Consider the following 3,787-nt stretch of genomic DNA (forward strand, 5'->3'; position numbering starts at 1 on the left):
CTCTTACAGAAGAACCGCAACAACAAGATTGTGGGCGGCGGCATCTGGATGCGCCTGGGTTCGCGTCGCGTGGCGACGGCGATTGACCTTTCGGCCTGCGGACTCGATCAGATCGAGGAGACCGAGACCGAGTTTCGCATCGGTGCCATGTGCACCCTGCGACAGCTCGAGCGCCATGCCGAGCTCAACGCGCTCGTCAACCATGTCTTTGAGTTCGCCGTCCACGATATCGTGGGCGTGCAGCTGCGCAACACCGCCACGGTGGGCGGCAGCATCTACGGTCGCTTTGGTTTCTCGGACGTGCTCTCGGCCTTTTTGGCGCTCGATTCATACGTTGAGCTGACGGGGGCCGGTCGCGTGTCGCTCGCCGAGTTCGTGGATATGGGTTACGTGCGCGACGTGATCGAGCGCGTCGTGGTCGTTAAGCACGATTACCGCGCAAGCTACGAGGCCGTGCGCAAGGCCGCGACCGACTTCCCCTCCTTAAACGTCACCGCTGCCTGGTGGGACAACAGCTGGCATGTCACCGTGGGCGCCCGCCCGCTGCGCGCAACCCTGCTGCAGGGCGAGGCGTGCGGCCTGGTGAGCGAGCAGCCTTCCGAGGACGAGCTGCGCGCCCTGGCCGCGTCCGTACGCGCGCTGAGCTACGGCACCAACCTGTGGGGCTCGGCCGACTATCGCCGTTGCATCTCGGCGCCGCTGGCGATTCAGGCCGTGCGTCGCGCCGCCGGCATCGAGCTTTCGGCCTCGCTTGCCCGCGAGCTCGAGGGCGTGCAAGTGCCTAAGTTTGCCACGGACGAGTATTCCTGCCGCCGCGTGCCCGGCGTCGATTCTAGCGAGGTGCGCTAATGGCTGCCAAACTCATCGATCTTTCCTTTACGCTCAACGGCCGCAAGGTCAAGGTTCAGATTGCCCCCGACACCATGCTCTTTGCGCTGCTGCGCGAGCAGGGCTGCGCGTCGGTGCGCTGCGCCTGCGAGACTACTAACTGCGGCCTGTGCACGGTGTGGCTCGATGGCGACCCGGTGCTGAGCTGCTCGGTTCCCGCTGCGCGCGTCGAGGGCCGCTCCGTCACCACGCTCGAGGGCCTCAAGGCCGAGTCCGAGGCGCTCGCCCACGCAATGGCTGCCGAAGGCGCCGAGCAGTGCGGTTTTTGCGCCCCCGGCCTCATCATGAACGTGCTGGCGCTTGCCCGCGCCGCCAAGGAGGACCCGAGCCTCGTCGCCACGCGCGAAGAGCTCTCGCGCCAGCTGGCCGGCAACCTCTGCCGTTGCAGCGGCTACGAGAGCCAGCTGCGCGCCATCGTCCGCTTCCTTAACGAGTCCGGTGTGCAGGTGGGCTTTGAGATGCCCGAGCTTCCGGTCAACGACACCAGCTGCGATGGCGTCTCGTACAAGCAGATCACCCATAAGCAGCCCAAGAAGGACTCGAAGGCCCTGCTCGAGGGGCGTCCCGTCTACACAGGAGACCTGGTGCCCGCCGGCGCCCTTATCGTCAAGCTCAAGCGCAGCCCGTATGCCCGTGCCAAGATCCGCTCCATCGATACGTCGCGCGCCCTGAAGGTGCCCGGCGTGGTGGGCGTCTACACCTACGAGGACGTGCCCAAGCGCCGCTTTACCATCGCCGGCCAGAGCTATCCGCAGCCGAGCCCCTACGACCGCCTGATCCTCGAGAACCTGGTGCGCTACCAAAACGAGGAGGTGGCGATCGTCGCCGCCGAGACCGAGGAGGCCGCCGACAAGGCACTCAAGCTCATCAAGGTCGACTACGAGGTGCTCGAGCCCCTGCTCGACTTTACCCAGGCGCTCGATAACGACATCGTGGTCCACCCCGAGGGCGACGTGACCTTTATGTTCCCGCAGGGCGGCGACGTTGCTCGCAACCTGGTGTGCAGCGGTACCAGCGATTTTGGCGACCTGGACGAGGCCTTCGCCCAGAGCGACATCGTCTTTGAGCGCACTTACACCAGCCAGGCCACGCAGACCGCGCCCATGGAGACCTTCCGTGCCTTCGCGACGACCGACGCGTTCGGCCGCATCTCGGTGACCACCTCCACGCAGGTGCCCTTTCATGTGCGCCGCATGGTCGCGCAGTCGCTCGACATTCCGCAGTCGCAGGTGCAGGTTATTAAGCCGCGCATCGGCGGCGGCTTTGGCTCCAAGCAGACGGGCTGCTGCGAGATCTTCGTGGCGTTCGTGACGCAGCAGACTGGCCGTCCGAGCTATTGCTGCTACACCCGCGAGGAGACCATCACTGCGGGCAACTCGCGTCACCAGATGCAGATGACCGTCAAGCTGGGCGCCATGAACGACGGCACCATCACGGCCATCGACCTGCACACGCTGTCCAACGCCGGCGCGTATGGCGAGCATGCCACCACGACGATCGGCCTCTCGGGTCACAAGAGCCTGCCCATCTACAACCACGTGAAGGCGAGCCGCTTTAGGTGGGACGCCGTCTACACCAACACCAACCGCGGCGGTGCGTATCGCGGCTACGGCGCCACCCAGGGCCAGTTTGCCGTGGAGAGCGCCGTCAACGAGCTCGCCGACATGCTGCACATGGATCCCGCCGACCTGCGTCTTAAGAACATCGTGCGCGAGGGCGAGATTATGCCGCAGTACTACAACGAAAAGCTCAACGCCTGCGCGCTCGACCGCTGCCTGCTGCGTGCGATGGACATGATCGGCTGGCGCGACAAGCCGCTGGCCGTGGACCTGGGCGACCGCGTGCGTGCTCTGGGCTGCGCGCTCACCATGCAGGGCTCGGGCATCTCCAACGTGGATATCGGCGGCATCGACATGCGCCTGGAGGAGGACGGCTTCATTACCATCGGCACCGGCGCCACCGATAACGGCATGGGTGTCGACACGATCCTGGCGCAGATTGCCGCCGAGGAGCTGGGCGTGGAGAGCTCGCTTATCGTGGTGCGCGGCGTGGACACCGACGTCTCGCCGTTCGATGCCGGCTCGTACGCGAGCTCGGGCACGTACGTGACGGGCCTGGCAGCCAAGAATGCCGCGACTGAGCTGCGCGAGAAGATCTGCGCCAAGGCCGCCCAGATGTGGGACGTGGACGCCGCCGACGTGGTCTTCGACGGCCAGTACGTGCGTCTGTCTGACGAGCGCGCCGCTCGCGAGTGCGGCCGCTACCTCACGCTGCGCGACTTTGCCAACCTGTGCGTCAAGAACATCGCGGGCGGCGACGCGCTCACCTCGCATGCTTCTGCCTGCCTGCCCGTTTCGCCTCCGCCGTTTATGGCTGGCATTGCCGAGGTCGAGGTCGACAAGGCCACCGGCAAGGTGACTGTGGTGGACTATGCGGCGGCTGTGGACTGCGGCACCGTGATCAACGAGGCGCTCGCGCGCGTCCAGGCCGAGGGCGGCATTGCCCAGGGCATCGGTCACGCGCTCTACGAGATTGTCGAGCACGACGAACGCGGCCGCCTGCGCACCGGTAACTTTATGAGCTACAAGCTGCCCACGCGCCTGGATATCGGCAGCATTCGTGTGGCCTTTGAGCCGAGCTACGAGCCGACGGGCCCGTTTGGCGCCAAGTCGATCGGCGAGGTCGTCATCAACACACCGCTCGCCGCCGTTGCCTCGGCCGTGGCGCACGCCACCGGCCACCAGGTTCGCTCGCTGCCGATCACGCCCGAGAAGGCCCTGCTGGGGGAGTAGGCGAGGCGCGGCAGCCGCCGCTCTTTGGCAAGCCCGAGGAAACTGCAGCCCACTTTTCAACCGAATTGTGGGCTGCGGGAGATAGCCGATGGGGGTAGCTAATTTGG

At 65.8% G+C, this 3,787-nt stretch carries 2 protein-coding genes; both read left to right on the plus strand.

The window, feature by feature from the left end:
- A partial coding sequence (locus ACQRC0_RS08585; protein WP_427729286.1) for an FAD binding domain-containing protein occupies positions 1-849 on the plus strand: 849 nt, incomplete at its 5' end.
- Positions 849-3,680, plus strand: a complete 2,832-nt coding sequence (locus ACQRC0_RS08590; protein WP_427729288.1) for a molybdopterin-dependent oxidoreductase — start codon at positions 849-851, stop codon at positions 3,678-3,680. The genes ACQRC0_RS08585 and ACQRC0_RS08590, both read left to right, overlap by 1 nt.
- Positions 3,681-3,787: the final 107 nt, after the last annotated feature.

Origin of the sequence: Collinsella sp. SGI.033, from assembly GCF_050315135.1 — a bacterium.
In the GTDB taxonomy this organism is placed as follows: domain Bacteria; phylum Actinomycetota; class Coriobacteriia; order Coriobacteriales; family Coriobacteriaceae; genus Collinsella.

Coding starts and splice junctions, on each gene's coding strand:
- ACQRC0_RS08590 (WP_427729288.1), top strand. CDS start 849: ATGGCTGCCAAACTCATCGATCTTTCCTTTACGCTCAACGGCCGCAAG.